The 16,868-nt window shown below is 68.7% G+C and carries 16 protein-coding genes; 8 read left to right on the top strand and 8 right to left on the bottom strand.

The features are described 5' to 3' along the window. The first annotated feature begins 50 nt into the window (after window positions 1-50). The 8 genes from RU09_RS00080 to RU09_RS00045 all read left to right on the top strand — a co-directional run bounded on the left by RU09_RS00080 (window position 51) and on the right by RU09_RS00045 (window position 7,802). Window positions 51-368: a PTS sugar transporter subunit IIB gene (locus tag RU09_RS00080; RefSeq protein WP_042536482.1), complete on the top strand. Its 318-nt coding sequence runs from the start codon at window positions 51-53 to the stop codon at window positions 366-368. Then, the gene (locus RU09_RS00075; protein WP_042536481.1) at window positions 365-646 is read left to right on the top strand and encodes an HPr family phosphocarrier protein; all 282 of its coding nucleotides are present in this window, start codon (window positions 365-367) and stop codon (window positions 644-646) included. The genes RU09_RS00080 and RU09_RS00075 overlap by 4 nt, the downstream gene beginning before the upstream one ends. A 56-nt stretch (window positions 647-702) precedes the next feature. Continuing rightward, a complete protein-coding gene (ptsP, locus tag RU09_RS00070; protein WP_042536584.1) occupies window positions 703-2,328 on the top strand; it encodes a phosphoenolpyruvate--protein phosphotransferase in 1,626 nt (541 codons plus the stop codon). Continuing rightward, on the top strand, window positions 2,325-3,959 hold the full coding sequence (locus tag RU09_RS00065) for a PTS mannitol transporter subunit IICB (RefSeq protein ID WP_042536480.1): 1,635 nt from the start codon (window positions 2,325-2,327) through the stop codon (window positions 3,957-3,959). The genes ptsP and RU09_RS00065 overlap by 4 nt, the downstream gene beginning before the upstream one ends. A 67-nt stretch (window positions 3,960-4,026) precedes the next feature. Continuing rightward, window positions 4,027-4,458 carry a PTS sugar transporter subunit IIA gene (locus RU09_RS00060; RefSeq protein ID WP_042536479.1) on the top strand — a complete coding sequence of 144 codons (432 nt, stop codon included), beginning with the start codon at window positions 4,027-4,029 and terminating at the stop codon, window positions 4,456-4,458. Then, entirely contained in the window at window positions 4,458-5,615 is a 1,158-nt protein-coding gene (locus RU09_RS00055; protein ID WP_042536478.1) for a mannitol-1-phosphate 5-dehydrogenase, read from the top strand. Before RU09_RS00060 ends, RU09_RS00055 begins: the two co-directional genes overlap by 1 nt. An 85-nt stretch (window positions 5,616-5,700) precedes the next feature. Continuing rightward, on the top strand, window positions 5,701-7,005 hold the full coding sequence (locus RU09_RS00050; protein ID WP_042536477.1) for a flavin-containing monooxygenase: 1,305 nt from the start codon (window positions 5,701-5,703) through the stop codon (window positions 7,003-7,005). A gap of 47 nt (window positions 7,006-7,052) precedes the next feature. Continuing rightward, complete coding sequence (locus tag RU09_RS00045) at window positions 7,053-7,802, top strand: alpha/beta hydrolase (RefSeq protein ID WP_042536476.1); 750 nt, start codon at window positions 7,053-7,055, stop codon at window positions 7,800-7,802. A gap of 33 nt (window positions 7,803-7,835) precedes the next feature. On the opposite strand, the gene RU09_RS00040 is transcribed toward RU09_RS00045, so the two are convergent. The 8 genes from RU09_RS00040 to RU09_RS00005 are packed head-to-tail and all read right to left on the bottom strand — an operon-like array spanning window position 7,836 to window position 16,807. After that, window positions 7,836-8,693, bottom strand: a complete 858-nt coding sequence (locus tag RU09_RS00040; protein WP_042536475.1) for a carbohydrate kinase family protein — start codon at window positions 8,691-8,693, stop codon at window positions 7,836-7,838. Window positions 8,694-8,723: 30 nt separating this feature from the next. Next, window positions 8,724-9,827: a polysaccharide deacetylase family protein gene (locus RU09_RS00035; protein WP_042536474.1), complete on the bottom strand. Its 1,104-nt coding sequence runs from the start codon at window positions 9,825-9,827 to the stop codon at window positions 8,724-8,726. Between the two features lie 3 nt (window positions 9,828-9,830). Next, the gene (locus tag RU09_RS00030; protein WP_042536473.1) at window positions 9,831-10,946 is read right to left on the bottom strand and encodes an adenosine deaminase; all 1,116 of its coding nucleotides are present in this window, start codon (window positions 10,944-10,946) and stop codon (window positions 9,831-9,833) included. Window positions 10,947-10,998: 52 nt separating this feature from the next. After that, complete coding sequence (locus tag RU09_RS00025) at window positions 10,999-12,291, bottom strand: thymidine phosphorylase (RefSeq protein WP_042536472.1); 1,293 nt, start codon at window positions 12,289-12,291, stop codon at window positions 10,999-11,001. Continuing rightward, on the bottom strand, window positions 12,288-12,686 hold the full coding sequence (locus tag RU09_RS00020) for a cytidine deaminase (protein WP_042536471.1): 399 nt from the start codon (window positions 12,684-12,686) through the stop codon (window positions 12,288-12,290). The genes RU09_RS00025 and RU09_RS00020 overlap by 4 nt, the downstream gene beginning before the upstream one ends. Before the next feature lie 7 nt (window positions 12,687-12,693). Further along, entirely contained in the window at window positions 12,694-13,980 is a 1,287-nt protein-coding gene (locus tag RU09_RS00015) for an ABC transporter permease (protein WP_042536470.1), read from the bottom strand. Then, window positions 13,977-15,296 carry an ABC transporter permease gene (locus RU09_RS00010; RefSeq protein WP_042536469.1) on the bottom strand — a complete coding sequence of 440 codons (1,320 nt, stop codon included), beginning with the start codon at window positions 15,294-15,296 and terminating at the stop codon, window positions 13,977-13,979. Before RU09_RS00010 ends, RU09_RS00015 begins: the two co-directional genes overlap by 4 nt. Beyond that, on the bottom strand, window positions 15,293-16,807 hold the full coding sequence (locus RU09_RS00005; RefSeq protein WP_042536468.1) for an ABC transporter ATP-binding protein: 1,515 nt from the start codon (window positions 16,805-16,807) through the stop codon (window positions 15,293-15,295). The genes RU09_RS00010 and RU09_RS00005 overlap by 4 nt, the downstream gene beginning before the upstream one ends. Window positions 16,808-16,868: the final 61 nt, after the last annotated feature.

The raw sequence follows: 16,868 nt of genomic DNA, 5'->3' as shown, positions 1-16,868 counted from the left end.
CGACCGCACCCCGACTCTTCCCAGACTGTTCTCAGGAAAGGTGAGCATCGATGAAGATCCTCGTGGTGTGCGGCGCCGGTGCGTCGAGCACGTTCGTCGCGCAACGACTCCGCCGCGCGGCCTCGGAAGCGGGCCTCGACTGGGACGCAGCCGCCGGCATGGAGCAGTCCGTCGCCGGCAGCGACCACGACCTCATCCTCATCGGTCCTCATCTCGCCGATCGCCTCGAAGCGATCCGCCGTGCCGCACCCGCTCGGGTGGCAGTGCTCCCCGACGACGTCTTCGCCGACCGGGACGGCACCCGCACGCTCGCGCTGGCGCGGTCGATCGTCGCCGACGCCAGGAACACCCCGAAAGGAACATCATGACCGTCTCCCGCACCGTCCGCATCGGCTCATCCCATGGACTCCACGCCCGTCCGGCGAAGCTGTTCGCGCAGGCCGCCAAGGACTCGGGGATTCCCGTGACCATCGCGAAGGACTCGGGCAAGGCGGTCAACGCGGCCAGCATCCTCGGGGTGATCGCGCTCGCGATCGAGCACGGCGACTACGTCACGCTGACCGCCGAGGGCGACAGCGCCGAAGGCGTGCTCGACACGCTCACCGAACTGCTCACGACCGACCATGACCAGGACGCCGGCGCGTGAGCGAGCTCAGAGGAGTCGGGATCGGTCTCGGGGTCGCCCAGGGCATCGTCGTGCGGATGACCGAGGCGCTGCCCGCTCCCGAGAACACCCCCAGCGCCCAGGGCATCGATGCTGAGCGCGCACGGGTGCGCGAGGCCGTCGCCGCAGTCGCCCAGGAGCTCACCGCACGCGGTGAGGCGGCCGGCGGCTCGGCGCAGGAGGTGCTCGAAGCGCAGGCGATGATCGCCGAGGACCCGACGCTGCAGGACGAGGTCGACACGCGCATCGACGACGGTGCGACCGCCGAATGGGCCGTGCACGACGCGTTCGCGGGCTTCCGCGCGACGCTCGAAGCCGTCGGGGGCTACCTCGGGGAGCGTGCAGCCGACCTCGATGACATCGCCCAGCGAGTGCTCGCCCGCCTTCGCGGCGTCGATGCGCCAGGGGTCCCCGACCCGGGGCATCCGTTCGTCCTGGTCGCCCGCGACCTCGCCCCGGCGGACACCGCGCTGCTGAACCTCGATCAGGTGCTGGCTCTGGTCACGTTCGACGGCGGACCCACCTCGCACACGGCGATCCTCGCCCGCGAGAAGGGCATCGTCGCGATCGTCGGCGCGGCATCAGCATCCGACCTCGTCACCGGCAGCCATGTCATCGTCGATGCCGCCGCCGGGATCGTGACCGTCGATCCTTCCGACGACGAGAAGACGCGCGCTGAACAGCGCGCAGCCGCCCGCCGCTCGGCGGACGCCGCACCGCTTACCCCCGGCGCCCTCGCCGACGGCACGCTGATCCCGCTGCTGGCGAATCTGGGGAAACCTGCAGACGCATCCGATGCCGTCGAACGCGGGGCCGAGGGCGTCGGGCTGTTCCGCACCGAGTTCCTGTTCCTCTCGTCGGCCCAGGCGCCGACCGTCGAGCAGCAGCGCGAGTCGTACCGCGAGCTGCTCGCGGCCTTCCCCGGCCAGAAGGTCGTCGTGCGGATGCTGGATGCCGGTGCCGACAAGCCGCTGGCCTTCCTCAACGATGCGCACGAGGAGAACCCCGCGCTCGGTCTGCGCGGACTGCGCGCGCTCCGAGCGAGCGAGGACATCCTGCGCGAGCAGCTGACCGCGCTGGCAGAGGCGGATGCCGCCACCGAGGCCGACCTGTGGGTCATGGCGCCCATGGTCGCGACCGTCGAGGAGACCGAGTACTTCACCGCGCTCGCCCGCGAGTACGGCCTCAAGACCGCCGGCGTCATGGTCGAGATCCCGTCCAGCGCCCTGCTCGCCGACCGGATCCTCGCGCATGCGGACTTCGCATCGATCGGCACCAACGACCTCACGCAGTACACGATGGCCGCCGACCGCATGCTGGGTTCCGTCGCCGGATTCCAGGACCCGTGGCACCCCGCCGTGCTCAGGCTCGTGCGCGAGGTCGGCACAGCAGGAGCCCGCCTCGGCAAACCCGTCGGGATCTGCGGTGAAGCTGCCGCCGACCCGATGCTGGCCGTCGTGCTCGTGGGGCTCGGCGCCACGAGTCTCTCCATGGCGCCGTCAGCCCTCGCAGACGTGCGGCACACCCTGTCGCAGCACACTCTCGACGAAGCCCGCAACTTCGCCGAACTCGCACTGGCGGCCGACGACGCCGCCGGTGCTCGCCTCGCCGTGGCTGACGCCGCGGCATCCCTCCCCCCTCACCAGAAAGAGACGACATCATGACGACGACGTCACCGGCCGCCACGAAGGCAGGCGGCCTCCGAACGGGCGTGCAGCGCTTCGGCACGTTCCTGTCCGGAATGATCATGCCCAACATCGCCGCGTTCATCGCGTGGGGATTCATCACCATGCTGTTCATCCCGAAGGGCTTCTTCGGAGCGGAGAGCCCCTTCGGCTGGCACTGGGCCGGCGTCGCCGAGATCGTCGGAGGCGGTGGCGATTCCGCCGTCTTGGGCTGGCAGGGTGCGATGACCGCGGTCGCCGAGGGCGCCGACGGCAACGTCCTCGCGTATGTCGGCCTGGTAGGCCCCATGGTCACCTACCTGCTCCCGCTCCTCATCGCCAACACCGCAGGCCGCATGGTCTACGGCGAACGCGGCGGTGTCGTGGCGACGATCGCCACCATGGGTGTCATCGTCGGCACGAACATCCCGATGTTCCTCGGCGCGATGATCATGGGACCGATCGCGGCCTGGATCACCAAGCGCATGGACCGGCTGTGGGACGGCAAGATCCGCCCCGGCTTCGAGATGCTGGTGAACAACTTCTCCGCCGGCATCCTGGGCATGGTCCTGGCGATCCTCGGCTTCTTCGCCTTCGGCCCGGTCATGCTCGGCATCAGTGCGGTGCTCGGCGGCGCCGTCGACTGGCTCGTCTCCCTGAACCTGCTCCCGCTGGTCTCGATCATCGTGGAGCCCGCCAAGGTGCTGTTCCTCAACAACGCCATCAACCACGGTGTGTTCACGCCGCTCGGCATCGAGCAGGCGGCTGAGACCGGAAAGTCGATCCTGTTCCTCATCGAGGCGAACCCCGGTCCCGGCCTGGGCCTGCTGCTCGCCTTCACGTTCTTCGGCGTCGGTGCGGCGAAGGCCTCTGCCCCGGGTGCGGCGATCATCCAGTTCTTCGGAGGCATCCACGAGATCTACTTCCCGTACGCGCTGAGCAAGCCGACCACCATCCTCGCGCTGATCGCAGGTGGCGCGGCCGGTGTCACGACGAACATGGTCCTGGGTGGCGGACTGGCCTTCCCGGCAGCACCCGGCAGCATCATCGCCGTCACGGCGGCGGCCGTCGGAGGCGGTGTCGGCAACCTGCTGGTCGTGTACCTCTCGGTGGTCATCGCCGCCGTCGTGACGTTCCTCATCACCGGCGTCATCCTGCGCGCATCGCGCAAGCGTGACCTCGAGGCCGAGGGAGACAGCTTCGGCGACGCGATCGCACAGACCGAGGCGAACAAGGGCAAGTCGTCCGCCGCGATGGACGCTCTCCGCGCGTCATCCGGCGCGGGTGCTGCCGGCGCAGCCGCCGGTGCGGGCGCGGGTGTCGCCACCGACCGCCGCATCGAGAACATCGTGTTCGCCTGCGACGCCGGCATGGGCTCGTCTGCCATGGGCGCGAGCGTGCTGCGCAACAAGTTCAAGAAGGCAGGGGTCGACGGCGTCACCGTCACGAACCAGGCCATCGCGAACCTCGACGGCACCGCCGACCTGGTCATCACGCAGCAGCAGCTGACCGACCGGGCGCAGGCGCAGTCGCCGAACTCGATCCACGTGTCGGTCGACAACTTCATGAACTCTCCGAAGTACGAAGAGGTCGTCGAGATGGTGCGCGAGCAGCGCGACTCCGACGCGTGACAGACCGGGCGGGGCGGGTGCCACGGCATCCGCCCCGCCCCCACACTCTCAGAAAGAAGGAATCACCATGAGCGTTCTCACCCTCGACCAGGTCCGCATCCACGCAGGCTCCAGCACTCAGCAGGAGGCGCTGCAGGAGGCGACCGACATCCTCGTATCCGTCGGTGCCGTCACTCCCGCCTACGTCGACGCGATGCGTCAGCGCGAAGAGACCGTCTCGACCTACATGGGCAACGGTCTGGCGATTCCGCACGGCACGAACGACACGAAGGATGCGATCCTCGCGTCGGCTCTCTCGGTCGTGCGCTACGACGGCGGCGTCGACTGGGCCGGTGAGCCCGCGACCTTCGTGATCGGCATCGCCGGACGCGGCGACGAGCACCTCGAGATCCTCTCGCAGATCGCGATCCTCTTCTCCGACGAGGACGACGTCGCCAAGCTGAACGCGGCGCAGACCCCGGACGAGCTGTACGCACTCCTCTCGGCGGTGAACGACTGATGAAGGCCGTCCACTTCGGAGCGGGCAACATCGGCCGCGGTTTCGTCGGCCTGCTGCTGCACGAGGGCGGCTACGAGGTCGTCTTCTCGGACGTCGCCGACGCCCTGGTCGATGCGATCAACGCTGTCGACTCGTACACCGTGCACGAAGCCGGTCCCGGCGGCACCGACCACGTGGTCACGGGCTTCCGCGCCGTGAACAGCAAGACCGATCCGGAGACGGTCGCCGACGAGGTCGCGACCGCAGATGTCGTCACGACGGCCGTCGGGCCGACGGTCCTCCGTTTCGTCGCTCCGACGATCGTGGCCGGGCTCGCCCGCCGCTCGGCCGGCGCCGCACCGCTGCAGGTGATGGCGTGCGAGAACGCGATCGGCGCGACCGACACCCTTCGCGCCGAGATCGAGAAGGCGGCGGGAGTGGATGCCGAAGAGCTGCTCTCCCGCGCGGTGTTCGCGAACACCGCAGTCGACCGCATCGTGCCAGGACAGCCCGCGGACGGCGGAGTGGACGTCACTGTAGAGCCGTACTTCGAGTGGGCGATCGAGTCGGAGGCCTTCGGCGGCGCGTTGCCGAAGATCCCCGGAGCGCATTTCGTCGAGAACCTCGCGCCCTACATCGAGCGCAAGCTCTTCACGGTGAACACCGGGCACGCCGCGACGGCCTACTTCGGCGCTCGTGCCGGCATCGAGCGCATCTCGGACGCGCTGGCGGATCCCGACATCGCCGCTCGCGTGTCGGCTGCACTCGAAGAGACCTCCGCGGTCCTGGTCGCCGAGCACGGCCTCGACCCCGCCGAGCTCGCCCAGTACCGCGCGACGATCCTCGAGCGGTTCCGCAATCCCGCGCTCGTCGACACCGTGCAGCGCGTCGGACGACAGCCGCTGCGCAAGATCTCGCGGCACGAGCGGTTCATCGGCCCCGCGGCGATGGCCGCCGAGCGAGGACTCTCCACCATCGCACTGGTTGGCGCCGTCACCGCCGCGCTCGAGTTCGAATCGCCCGACGACGAACAGGCGGTCGAGATGCAGGAGGCCCTGCGCACCGAAGACGCTCTCGCCTTCACCTCACGCACGACGGGACTGGATCCCGAGCATCCGCTGTTCCCTGCGGTTCGCGACGCCGTCGTCTCGCGTCAGACGGCTCTGAACGCCTCCTGAGCGCCGCTGCACGCATCGCCTGCGCCCTCTGCCGATACGATCGGCGGAGGGCGCAGGTGCGCGCACAGCGAGGTGCGGGAGCAGCATGAACAGATACGCCGTCATCGGCGCGGGGCCGTCAGGACTCGCTGCCGCCCGAGCGCTCACGAGACGTGGGATCGGCGTCGACGGATACGAGGCCGCGGCAGGGGTCGGTGGACTCTGGGACATCGACAACCCGCGCAGCACCATGTACGAGTCGGCGCACCTGATCTCCTCACGTACCACCACCGAATTCACCGAGTTCCCCCTGCGATCGACGGTCGACTACCCGGGCCACCGCGTGCTGCGGCAGTACTTCCGCGACTATGCCGACCACTTCGGGCTCACCGACCGCTTCCGGTTCGAGACGAGGGTCACCCGTCTCGAACCGCAGGGCGGCGGCTGGGACCTCACCAGCGACGGCCCCGAGGGCGAGCACACCAGGTGGTACGCCGGCGTCGTGCTCGCGAACGGCACTCTGGCCGAACCGAACATCCCCGCCTTCCCGGGCACCTTCAGCGGTGAGCTGATGCACACCAGCGCCTACCGGTCCCCCGCCCAGCTCGCGGGCAGGCGCGTGCTCCTGATCGGCGCGGGCAACTCGGGCTGCGACATCGCGGTGGATGCCGTGCATCACGCCGCGTCCGTCGACATGAGTGTGCGTCGCGGCTACTACTTCGTCCCGCGGTATCTCTTCGGTCGCCCGAGCGACACCCTCAACCAGGGTCGTCCGCTGCCCGCACGCATCAAGCAGGCCGTCGACAGCCGCGTGCTGCGGGCATTCACCGGCGACCCGGTGCGCTTCGGCTTCCCGAAGCCCGACTATCGCATCTACGAATCGCATCCGATCGTCAACACCATGATCCTCAACCACCTCGGCCAGGGCGACCTGCGCATCCGCCCGGACCTCGACAGGTTCGACGGCTCGACCGTGCGGTTCCGCGACGGCACGGCCGACGACTACGACCTCGTGCTCCTCGCGACCGGCTACACGCTCGACTATCCGTTCGTCGACCGCGCGCACCTGCACTGGCGCGGCGCGGCCCCTCGGCTGTTCCTGAACATCTTCCCCGCCTCGTTCAACGGCCTGTACGTCATGGGAATGATCGAGGCATCCGGCATCGGCTGGCAGGGACGATACGAGCAGGCCGACCTGCTGGCGGCCTATCTCGACGCCCTCGAGCACGACCCGGACACCGCGACCCGGTTCCGAGACCGGGTGACCTCGCAGCCGTGGCCCGATGTCACCGGTGGCTATCGCTACCTCGGACTCGACCGCATGGCCTACTACGTCAACAAGGACGCCTACCGCGGTGCCGTCCGCCGCGAGAAGCACGCGCTGGAAGACCAGACGGGGCGGCGGCCCTGATCCTCGCGGCAGAGGCCGTTCACATGCGCAGGCTCTAGCCTTGATCCGTGCAGAAGAAGCGTGGCCGTCGTGTCCTGAAAGTGATCGTCTGGGGACTCGTCGCCGTCCTCGTGCTCGGAATCGGCGGCATCGTCGCCTGGAGCCAGATCGGGGTGATGCCCGCCGAGAAGGCACCGCTGGCGAGCGTCCGGGAGAACCCGGCGATCCACGTCGAAGACGCCGAGCAGGGAATCGTCCTCACCCCCGCCGACGGCGAGTCCGAGACGGGTCTGGTGTTCATCCCCGGGGCGAAGGTGGACCCGTGGGCGTATGCCGCGATCCTGCAGAGCCTCGCCGAGGAGGGCGTGACGGTCGTGATCACCCGCCCGTGGCTGAACCTCGCGTTCTTCGACCTGCGCGGCCTGGATTCCTTCACGTCGGCGGCTCCCGACATCGACGAGTGGGCGGTCGGAGGTCACTCGCTGGGCGGCGTGCGCGCGTGCCAGCTCGCCGCAGACGCCGATGCGCTCGTGCTGTTCGGGTCGTACTGCTCGAACGATGTCTCCGACACCGACCTCGCAGTGCTGAGCATCTCGGGCAGCGAAGACGGGCTCTCGACGCCCGAGAAGATCGACGCGGCCCGCGACCTGCTCCCCGCCGACGCCGAGATGGTCGAGATCGAGGGCGCATCCCACGCGTCATTCGGCGACTACGGCCCTCAGGCCGGCGACGGGACGCCGACCATCGCGGACGACGAGATGCATGCCGAGGTCGCCGATCTCCTGAACCCCTTCATGGCTGAGCTCTCCCAGGGCTGATCGGCTCTCCGCCCGCGTCCGAGGCCCCCGGTGTCAGACGATCACGGGATCGAGCAGCGGATGCAGGTGCCTGGTGCCGAGCACCCCCGACGCCGTCCGCGCGCCCGCGCGGAGAGCCGACGGCACGTCGGCGCCGGAGAGCCGGGCGTCGAGCACACCGGCGAGGAAGGCGTCGCCGGCGCCGTTCGTGTCGACGACGTCGACGGGCACGGCCGCGACGCGGTGCTCCACGCCGTCTGCATCGATCGCCACAGCGCCCTCCGCGCCGAGCGTGCACACTGCGAGTGACGCTCCCGCCGAGATGCGCGAACGGAGAAACGCCACCGGATCGGCGAGGCGGTCGGCGTTGCAGAACACGACGTCCGCCGCATCGAGGAACGGTGTGTGGAAGTCGGCCTCGCCGTCGTAGTCGTGCACGTCGACCCAGATCGGGCGCCCGGTGGCTCTGGCCACGGGAAGCAGCCTCAGGGGCTCCGCCGCGAGGTCGAGCACGATCGCATCGGCCTCTCGCATCGCAGAGACCAGAGCAGCGTCATCGGCACCGCCGGTCGCCGAGGGCGACGCGAGATAGAGCGACACGCGCTCGCCGCGACGGGTCATGAGGTTCAGATGGCGCTCCGTGACGTCTCCCTCACCCCACAGGGTGCGCACACCTGCCCGATCGAGAGCACCCCGCACGCGCTGACCCGGCTCGTCGGCCGCGCTCACCGCGTACAGCAGCGTGGGGCGTCCGAGCGCGGTGAGGCTGAGCGCCTTTCCGGCACTCGTGCCGCCTGTCGTCTCCCACGAGTCCTCGGCGAACTGCATGTGGGGCACGGGCTCCGGCAGGCGATCGAGCACGACGATCGAGTTCCACGAGACGGGGCCTGCGATGAAGACGGATGCGGTCATGGCTCCATCCTGCCCCGTGCGGCCGCCTGATCAGCCGATCCGCTTGATCAGCGAGTCCAGACCCATTCCGTAGTCGATGCGCACGACCGGCAGCGCGAGCTTGTCGGTCCCGATCTCGACGTACCCGGGTTCGATGGTGCGGGCCATCTCGAAGCCGGCCTGTGCGACACCCTGCTTCGCGGTGTCGTTGTAGTGCCCGAACGGATACGCGATCACCTCGCGTACCCCGAGCACATCCCCTGAGAGATTCAGGTCGGCCGCGATCTCATCGGCCGTCCAGTTGGTCATCCGGCCCTTGCCGTTCTCGCCGGCCTGATGCATGTCGTGGGTGTGCGAACGGCGCAGCACGTAGATCGACGGCGGCGGATCCTGCCGGTAGGCCGTGATCATGAACGACGTCGACAGGAGCTTGTTCCGCTCGATCACCGGAACCGCCAGATCGAACCATGTCTGGTCGGCGTCGTCGTCGGTGATGATCACCGAGCGGGCGGGCAGCGAGAGGCGCCCGTCGATGAACGCGCTGAGCTCGTCCCAGGTCGGAAGATAGAACCCCGTCGTCGCGATGTGAGTCATCTGCGCGTCGAAGTCGCCGCTGTACGCGTAGTTGCCGCGCAGCCACCCCGTCTCGCCGTCCGGGTTCGTCGTGAACTGGTGGTACATCAGGATCGGCACCTGCACATCGGCAGCGGCGTTCGCCTCGGGGGTCGTCCACCCGGCGAACAGTTCGGTCTGCTGATCGACGCAGGCGACGGGATCGGCGCCGTTCACCCGCGCGGCGACGGTGTATGCGGCGGCATCCGCCTCGGTGGTGTACCACCCCGCGAACACCCGCCCATCCTGCACGGGGATCGGAAGCGCCGCGTAGAGGGCGTCCTGCCTCTGCAGCATGGGCTCGGCCGGGGCCCCCTCGCCGAAGAAGCTCACCGCGCACGCCAGCGGATCGTCGGCATCGGCGAGCAGCTGCTGAGCGGGTGTCAGCGGACGCTCGATGACGTCCGCACCGGCGCGCGGAACGCTCTCCTCCGGCGCTCGCGTCGACCAGGCGTATGCTGCTGTCGCGCCTGCCGCGAGCACGACGACGGCGCTGATGATCAGTGCGACCCCGATGCGGCGTCGCTTCCCCCCGGAAGCCATGATCTAGATGTCGAATCCGTCGGCGATCATCTCCACGAGCTCTTCGCGCTCCTCGACGGGCAGGAAGGCTGCGGCCGCGGCGTTGAACTGGAAGGTCTCGAGATCGTCGAGGTCGTACTCGAACGTCTCGACGAGGTTGGCGAGCTCGCGCGTGAGAGACGTGGCGCTCATCGTGCGGTTGTCGACGTTCACCGTGACGGCGAAACCGAGCTGGTAGAGCAGGTCGAAGGGATGATCGGCGAGGGTGTCGCCCCACGCAGCGATCGCCCCGGTCTGCAGGTTCGATGACGGCGAGAGCTCGAGCGGGATCTCGCGGTCGCGCACCCAGCGGGCGAGGTCGCCGAACTGCACCTGCACCTCGTCGCCCTCCTGGGTGATCACCTGCAGGTCCTCGGCGATGCGCACGCCGTGGCCGAGGCGCAGAGCTCGCCCGTCGATGAGCGCCGAACGGATCGAGGCCGAACCGGCGGCTTCTCCCGCGTGCACCGTGACGGGGAAGAAGTTCTCGGCCAGGTAGTCGAAGGCGGCTCGATGGTTCGAGGCGGGGAATCCGTCCTCCGGGCCGGCGATGTCGAATCCGACGGCCCCGCGTCCGCGGAACCCGACCGCGAGCTCTGCGATCTCACGAGAGCGGTCGGTGTGACGCATCGCTGTGATCAGCTGGCCGACGCGGATGCTGTGCCCGTCGCGGTCAGCGGCGTCCTCGCCCTCCTCGATGCCCTGCTGCACGGCCTCGACGGCCTGCTCGAGCGAGAGACCGCGGGTGAGGTGCTGTTCGGGCGCCCAGCGCACCTCGCCGTAGATCACTCCGTCGGTCGCGAGGTCCTGCACGAACTCGCGTGCGACGCGGGTCAGCCCCTCCGTCGTCTGCATGACCGCGGTCGTCAGATCGAACGTCTTGAGGTACTCGACCAGAGAACCCGAGTCGCTCTTCTTCGCGATCCACTTGCCGAGAGCGGCAGGTTTCGACTCCGGCACATCGACGCCGATCGCATCCGCCAGTTCGACGATGGTCGACGGGCGCACTGCGCCGTCGAGGTGGTCGTGCAGGGACACCTTGGGCAGGCTGCGCAGAGACGCTCCCTGGATGGTGACATCGCCGTTCGCGTCGATCGACATGGGGATTCCTCTCGGTCGCGGATTCGCTGTGTTCAGGCTAGCGGTCCGCGGATCAGGCCGTGATGCGCTCGCGCACGATCGGACCGGCCGCCGGAGCCTCGTCGCCGATCGCCCATGCGCCCTCGAGGGCCTCGAGCGCGCGAGGGAACCTGGCCTCATCAGCGGCGGAGAGGGTGAACAGCGGCTGGCCGGCCACGACGCGGTCGCCGGGCTTGGCGTGCAGATCGATGCCGGCTTCGAAGATGACCGGGTCCTCGGCCCGCGCGCGTCCTGCACCGAGACGCCACGCCGCGATGCCGAACGGCAGCGCGTCCATCTGCGACACCACGCCGTCTGCGGGAGCAGTGACCACGTGCGTCTCGCGTGCCGTCGGCAGCGGTGCGTCGGGGTCGCCGTCCTGCGCGCGGATCATGGCCTTCCAGCCGTCCATCGCACGTCCGTCGTCGAGAGCGGCCTCGACATCGGCATCCGGCTGTCCTGCGAGCGCGAGCATCTCGCGCGCCAGGGCGATCGTCAGTTCGCGGACGTCGGAGGGGCCTCCGCCTGCCAGCACCTCGACGGACTCGCGAACCTCGTTGGCGTTGCCGATCGCTCGCCCGAGGGGCACGTTCATGTCGGTGAGCAGTGCCGTCGTGGCGACGCCGGAGTCGGTTCCGAGGGCGACCATCGTGCGCGCGAGTTCGCGTGCCCGATCGATGTCCTGCATGAACGCGCCCGAGCCGAACTTCACGTCGAGCACCAGCGCGTCCGTGCCTTCGGCGATCTTCTTCGACATGATGCTCGACGCGATCAGCGGGATCGCCTCGACCGTGCCGGTGACATCGCGCAGCGCATAGAGCTTCTTGTCTGCGGGAGCGAGACCCGAACCTGCGGCGCAGATCACCGCGCCCACATCGCCCTGCATCTGCGCGAAGATCTCTTCGTTGCTGAGCGCGGCACGCCAGCCGGGGATCGACTCGAGCTTGTCGAGCGTGCCGCCGGTGTGGCCGAGTCCTCGGCCGGAGAGCTGCGGCACCGCCACGCCGAACACCGCGACCAACGGTGCGAGCGGCAGGGTGATCTTGTCGCCCACTCCTCCGGTCGAGTGCTTGTCGACGGTCTTCTTGCCGAGGGTCGCGAAGCTCATCCGCTCCCCCGAGGCGATCATGGCATCGGTGAGCACGCGGATCTCGTCGCGCTCCATGCCGCGCTGGAAGACGGCCATCGCGAACGAGGCCATCTGCGCGTCCGACACGTAGCCGCGCGTATAGGCGTCGACCATCCAGCGCAGCGCCTTCTCGGGCACGGCACCTCCGTCACGCTTGGCACGGATCACATCGACGGCGTCGAAGGGTTCAACGCTCATCGGGCGTCCTCCAGGTCTCGGGGGCCGAACGCATCCGGCAGCACTTCATCGATGGTCCGGATGCCGGAGACGGTCTCCAGCAGCATCCCGGGCATCGCGTGCTCGTAGAGCAGTTGGCGGCAGCGGCCGCACGGCATGATCGTCTGTCCGTCGTTGTTCACGCACACGAAGGCGACGAGCTGGCCGCCACCGGACATGTGCAGGTCACCCACCAGCGCGCACTCGGCGCACAGGGTCACCCCGTACGACGCGTTCTCGACGTTGCAGCCGGCGACGATGCGACCGTCGCCGACGAGGGCGGCGGCCCCCACGCGGTACCGCGAGTACGGCGCATAGGCCTTCGTCATGGCGTCTGTCGCGACCTGGCGCAGCTCGTCCCAGTCGATGTCGGTCATGTCTCTCCTAGGACTTTATGTACGGCTTGCCGCTGGCCGCCGGCCCGCGGATCTGACCGGCGAAACCGGCGACCGCGAGAAGCGTCACGACATACGGGAGCATCAGCATGAACTCGCCGGGGATCGGTGTCTTGAGGATCGACAGCAGGTTCTGCAGGTTCGTCGCGAAGCCGAAGAGCAGGGCCGCGAGCGTCGCGCGGATCGGATCCCAGCGTCCGAAGATCACGGCGGCGAGGGCGATGAAGCCGAGACCGGCCGTCATGTCCTTGCCGAACTGCGGCACCGAGACGAGCGTGAAGTACGCGCCGCCGATGCCGGCGATCGCGCCCGCGAGCAGGACGTTCCAGAACCGCGTCGAGTTGACCTTGATGCCGACCGTGTCCGCCGCCTGCGGGTGCTCGCCGACGGCGCGGACCCGGAGCCCCCACTTCGTGCGGTACAGCCCCCAGGCGACGATGGCGACGGTGATGAACATGAGATAGACGATGAACGTCTGGTTGAAGAGCACCGGACCGATGATGGGGATGTCGCTGAGCAGCGGGATCTCGATGCGGCTGAAGCGCACCGGGGTGTTGAGCTCGGCCTCGTTCGGTGCGAGCAGCGCGCCGTAGAGGAACCCGGTGAGACCGCTGACGAGCACGTTGAGCACCACGCCGACGATGACCTGCTCGACGAGGTACTTGATCGCGAACGCGGCCAGCACGGCGGCGACGAGCACGCCGCCGAGCATCGCACCCAGCAGTCCGATGAACGGACTGCCGGTGACGCTCGAGAGCAGCGCGGCCGAGAACGCGCCGAGGAGCAGCTGGCCTTCGATCGCGACGTTGACCACGCCCGCCCGCTCGCCGATGACGCCGCCGAGGGCGCCGAACACGAGGGGAACGGAGAGGGAGACGGCTCCGAAGAGCAGGCTGCTGACGGGAACGAGGCCACCGGCGCCCGCCCACACGAGGAACCCGAAGACGGCGATCACGCTGAAGGCGATCACCAGCCAGATCGACGGCTTGCGGTACGTCCACGCCCGCAGGAACGCGAGCACCGACAGCAGCGCGAGGATCACGATCACGACCCAGCTGGTCGGCCCGGTCGGCAGCGCCACGTCGGGCAGCGCGAACGGCGACGACGGGTCGTTGAGTCGGAAGCTGCTGGTGCCGCTGCGTGGCACGAGCAGGAAGAGGAGCGCCAGCAGCACGGTGGCTGCGGCGAGGACGATCGGCGCTTTCAGGTGCCGCTCGCGCACGGTGGCGAGCTGCACGGTTCCGTCGGCGGCTTCGCTCTGGACGAGGGAGGTCATGCGGTCACCGCCTTCTTCGTGGCTTTGGCTCTCGCCTTGGCCGCCTTCTCGAGGTCGGACTTCGGCAGGAAGAACACTGCGCGCAGCAGAGGCGGCGCGGCGATGAACAGCACGACGAGCGACTGCACGACGAGCACGATGTCGACCGGGATGTCCTGCGCCTGCATCGAGAACGAGCCCGCCTTCAGGGCACCGAACAGGATACCTGCGGCGAAGGTGCCCCATGCACGGCTGCGGCCGAGCAGGGCGACGGTGATCGCGTCGAAGCCGATCCCGGCGTCGATCGTCTCGGTGATACCGGTCGTGACCGCACCCTGCACCTGGTTCATGCCGGCCAGACCGGCGAGAGCACCGGCCAGGAGCATCGCGTAGACGTAGACGCGCTGCACACTGATTCCGGCCGCGCGTGCGGCGTGCGGGTTCTCACCCACGGCGCGCATCCGCATTCCGAGCGACGAGCGCTCGATCAGCCACCAGACGAAGAGGGTCGCGATGATCACGATCACGAACCCGAGGTCGAGCAGCGGGAACTGCGGCCCGAGGAGCTCGGGGAACTGCGCGCTCTCAGGGGTGGCGTAGCCGAGGGCCTGATTCGTGCCGGGCTTCTGCAGCAGACCGGGTGTGCGGATCATCCACAGCAGCAGGTAGTACGCCACGTAGTTGAGCATGATCGTGAGGATGACCTCGTGGGCGCCCGTGCGCGCCTTGAGCAGGCCGGCGATCGCGCCCCACAGCGCTCCGCCGGCGATGCCGGCGATCAGGGTGACCGGGATGTGCAGCCAGAACGGCAGGTCGAGCTGGAAGGTGAGGAGACCAGCGGCCGCCACGCCGATGAGCATCTGACCGCGCGCACCGATGTTGAACAGGCCGACGCGGAAGGCGAGGGCGACGCCGAGACCGGCGGCGATCAGGGGCGCCGCGAAGCCCAGCGTGTTGGTCAACGGGCGGATCTGCGCGGCGAAGTCCGCACCGCGTGCGTTGAAGATCGCTCCGCGGAAGAGCGCCTCGTAGCCGTTGTAGACCGCGTTCCAGATCGCGGCGAAGGTGTCGCTCGGACGCTGGAAGAAGTAGCCGGATGCCTCCAGCACGTCCTCGTTGGTGAAGGCGATCAGGATGCCGCCGACGACCAGCGCCAGGAAGATCGCGAGGATCGTCGTGACGGCGCTGCCGCGGAGCATCTCCTTCAGGATCACGTTGCCGCGCGGGGGCGGCGGAACCTCGCCCGTATCGCGCGGCGTCGTGGTCGTGTTCACCGAGAGCTGATCGGCGGAACCCCGTCCCACCGAGTCGCTCCCGTGTGGCGTCGTACCGCTCATGCGGCCACCTCTCCCTCGGCGGCGCCCGCCATCATCAGTCCCAGCGTCTCGCGCGGGGTGTCGCCGGGAACGATCCCGACGATCGTGCCTCTGTACATGACGGCGATGCGGTCGGCGAGAGCCGCCACCTCGTCGAGTTCGGTCGAGACGACCACGACGGGGATGCCCGCGTCTCTGGTCTCGATGATCCGCTTGTGGATGAACTCGATGGAGCCGACGTCGACTCCACGGGTCGGCTGCGCGGCGACGAGCAGTTTGAGCTCGCGGCTCATCTCGCGGGCGATCACGACCTTCTGCTGGTTTCCTCCTGAGAGGGTGCCTGCCGCGGTGTGCGGGCCCTGCGTGCGGATGTCGTACTCGCTGATCCGTGCGCGGGCGAAGTCCTCGAGCGCCGATCGCCGGATGGTCCCGCCCCGGCTGAACTCTTCGTCGCCTGTGCGGTCGAGGATCAAGTTCTCCGCGACAGAGAAGCCTGCGACGAGTCCATCCTCGGTGCGGTCCTCGGGCACGAAGCCGACACCCGCGTCGAGGATCGCTCGCACGCTCTTGCCGACCAGTTCGGTGCCTCCGAGGGTGATCGATCCTTCGACCCTGGCCGCGAGGCCGACGATGGCCTCGACCAGCTCGGTCTGCCCGTTGCCCTGCACTCCGGCCACGGCGAGCACTTCGCCAGGGCGCACGGAGAAGTCGATGCCGTCGACGACGATCGCCCCCGCGGAGGTGAGCACGCGCAGTCCCTTGACCTCGAGGCCGCCCTCGCCGAGGCGCGGCGGGTCCTTGTGCACGGTGAGCTCGACCGCACGTCCGACCATCAGAGAGGCCAGCTCGGCGTTGGTCGCCGTGGGCGATGCCTCGCCGACGATGCGGCCGAGGCGGACGATCGTGATCGTGTCCGCGACCTCGCGCACCTCACGCAGCTTGTGGGTGATGAAGACGATCGCGGTGCCTTCGTCCCGCAGCTGACGCATGATGCCCATCAGCTCGTCGGTCTCCTGCGGCGTGAGCACAGCGGTGGGCTCGTCGAAGACCAGGACCTTGGCATCGCGCGAGAGCGCCTTGATGATCTCGACCCGCTGCTGCACGCCGACGGGGAGGTCGCCGACGATGGCGTCAGGGTCGATGTCGAAGCCGAAGCGGGCGGCGACGGAGCGGACGTGCTCACGCGCCTTCGTGATGTCGAGGGTGCCCAGGCCCTTGGTCTGCTCGTGGCCGAGCATGACGTTCTCCGCCACCGTGAACACGGGGACGAGCATGAAGTGCTGATGCACCATTCCGATGCCGGCGTTCATCGCGTCGCCGGGGCCGCGGAACCGCTGGACGACGTCGTCCAGGAGGATCTCGCCCTCGTCGGCCTGATACAGCCCGTAGAGGACGTTCATCAGAGTGGACTTGCCTGCACCGTTCTCGCCGAGCAGCGCATGGATCTGCCCCGGCTCGACGACCAGGTCGATGTGGTCGTTGGCCACCAGGGTTCCGAACCGCTTGGTGATACCGCGAAGTTCGAGCTTCATATCTGCACCTTATCCAGAAGTGTCATCCAGAAGAGTCCGAAGAATCTCCGGCGCATCGCAC

The organism is Microbacterium sp. MEJ108Y, from assembly GCF_000834175.1.
Lineage (GTDB): Bacteria > Actinomycetota > Actinomycetes > Actinomycetales > Microbacteriaceae > Microbacterium > Microbacterium forte.
This window is presented reverse-complemented; position numbering and strand designations above follow the sequence as displayed.